The sequence below is a fragment of the Streptomyces botrytidirepellens genome (assembly GCF_003721215.1).
GTDB lineage: Bacteria > Actinomycetota > Actinomycetes > Streptomycetales > Streptomycetaceae > Streptomyces > Streptomyces himastatinicus.
This window is the reverse complement of sequence record NZ_RIBZ01000489.1, coordinates 1-2,024: the sequence shown is the minus strand read 5'-3', so window position 1 is coordinate 2,024 and position 2,024 is coordinate 1. Positions and strand designations below refer to the sequence as shown.

Here is a 2,024-nt window from a genome sequence, read left to right as displayed (position 1 = left end):
GCCGCACCGGTGGCGGCCGCGGGCTGCGCGGCATCGCCGAGCGCGCGGCGCTGCTGCGCGGCAGCTGCGCCTGGGACACCGTGGACGGCCGGTGGCGGCTGACGGTCCGGCTCCCCCTGGGGGCCGCCCGGTGACCGCGCCGCCGCCCCTGCGCATCGTGCTGGCCGACGACGAGCGGATGGTCCGCACCGCGCTGCGCGCGATCCTGTCCTGCGAACCGGACCTGGAGGTGGTGGGCGAGGCGGGCAGCGGCGCCGAGGCCGTCCCGCTGGTCCGCGAACTGCGCCCGGACATCGTGCTGATGGACGTCCGGATGCCGGACATCGACGGCATCCGCGCCACCGAGCAGATCCTGCGGACCGTGGCCGAACCGCCGCGCATCATCGTGGTGACCACCTTCGAGAACGACGCGTACGTGTACGACGCGCTGCGCGCCGGAGCCAGCGGCTTCCTGCTCAAGCGGGCCCGCGCGGACGATCTCGTCCAGGCGGTACGGCTGGTCGCGCGCAGCGACTCGCTGCTGTTCCCCGCCGCCGTACGCGCCCTGGCCGCCGAACACGCCGCCGCCGCGGGCGACCGCGACGCGGCCCGCGCCCTGCGCGACCGGCTCTCCGAGCGGGAGGCCGACGTGCTGCGGCTGATGGCCGCCGGGCTGTCGAACGCCGAGATCGCCGCCCGGCTCACGGTCGGCCCGGCGACCGTCAAGACGCACGTCGCCGCGGTCCTCGGCAAGCTCGGCGTCCGGGACCGCACCCAGGCGGTGATCGCGGCGTACGAGTGCGGTTTCGTCAGGCCGGACTGATACAGGGCTGACATCCGCCTCCCGGGGTGGTCTCCTGTGACCGGCCAAAGCCATGGCCAATGCCGTGAGAGGAGACCGCCATGGAGTACGCACGACTGGGCACCTCGGGGATCAAGGTGTCGCGGATCTGCCTGGGCATGATGAGCTACGGCGACCCCGCGTACCGGGCGTGGCAGCTGGACATCGACGCGTCCCGGCCGATCGTGCGGCGGGCGGTGGAGAGCGGGGTGACGTTCTTCGACACCGCCGACATGTACGCCGTCGGCCGCAGCGAGGAGATCACCGGCGAGCTGCTGGCCGAGTGCTTCCCGCACCGCGACGACTATGTGCTGGCCACCAAGGTCTACAACCCGATGGGCCCGGGCCCCAACGACCGGGGCCTGTCCCGCAAGCACATCCTGGCCGGGATCGACGCCTCGCTGCGGCGGCTGGGCACCGACCACGTGGACCTGTACCAGATCCACCGCTACGACCACGAGACGCCCATCGAGGAGACGATGGAGGCGCTCCACGACGTGGTGCGCGCCGGGAAGGCCCGCTACATCGGCGCGTCCTCGATGTACGCGTGGCAGTTCGCGAAGGCCCAGCACACGGCCGACACCCACGGCTGGACGCGGTTCGTCTCCATGCAGAACCACTACAACCTGCTGTACCGGGAGGAGGAGCGGGAGATGAACCCGCTCTGCCTCGACCAGGGCGTCGGCGTCATCCCGTGGAGCCCCCTCGCCCGCGGCCTGCTGGCCGGAACCCGCGACCGCGACCGCACCGGCCCCACCACCCGCGCCGCCAACGACCCCTTGGTCGAGCGGTGGTACGCGGACGCCGACTTCGACATCGTCGACGCGGTGCGCGAGGTCGCCGGTGAGCGCGGCGTCTCCCCCGCCCAGGTAGCCCTGGCCTGGCTGCTGAGCCGCCCCGCCGTGACCGCGCCGATCGTCGGCGCCACGAAGCTGTCCCACCTGGAGGACGCGGTGGCGGCGGTGGACCTGACCCTCACGGAGGAAGAGACAACCCGCCTGGAGTCCCCCTACCGCCCCCGCCCCATCATGGGCCACCAGTAACGTCCACAACCCGCGCGCCCAGCGACCCGACCTGCCCCGCCGCCCGCTCGCAGCCCGCACAGCTGGCGGGCTGCTGCCCCCACGCGCCCGGCGAACCGGCCCGGACCGGCCTGCCCCGCCGCCCCTGGGCGGGCCGCAGGCCCGGCAGGGCGCCCACCGGA

2 protein-coding genes are annotated in these 2,024 nt (G+C 73.9%); both read left to right on the top strand.

The genetic code is table 11. From position 1 onward, the window contains the following. Window positions 1–130 precede the first annotated feature (130 nt). Window positions 131–802 carry a response regulator transcription factor gene (locus EEJ42_RS31870; protein ID WP_123105365.1) on the top strand — a complete coding sequence of 224 codons (672 nt, stop codon included), beginning with the start codon at window positions 131–133 and terminating at the stop codon, window positions 800–802. 80 nt (window positions 803–882) lie between these two features. Further along, on the top strand, window positions 883–1,863 hold the full coding sequence (locus tag EEJ42_RS31865) for an aldo/keto reductase (protein ID WP_123105363.1): 981 nt from the start codon (window positions 883–885) through the stop codon (window positions 1,861–1,863). The last annotated feature ends 161 nt before the right edge of the window (window positions 1,864–2,024 follow it).

Bases quoted from the DNA above. Each gene is read 5' to 3' on its own strand.
- EEJ42_RS31865 (WP_123105363.1), top strand. From the start codon at position 883: ATGGAGTACGCACGACTGGGCACCTCGGGGATCAAGGTGTCGCGGATC.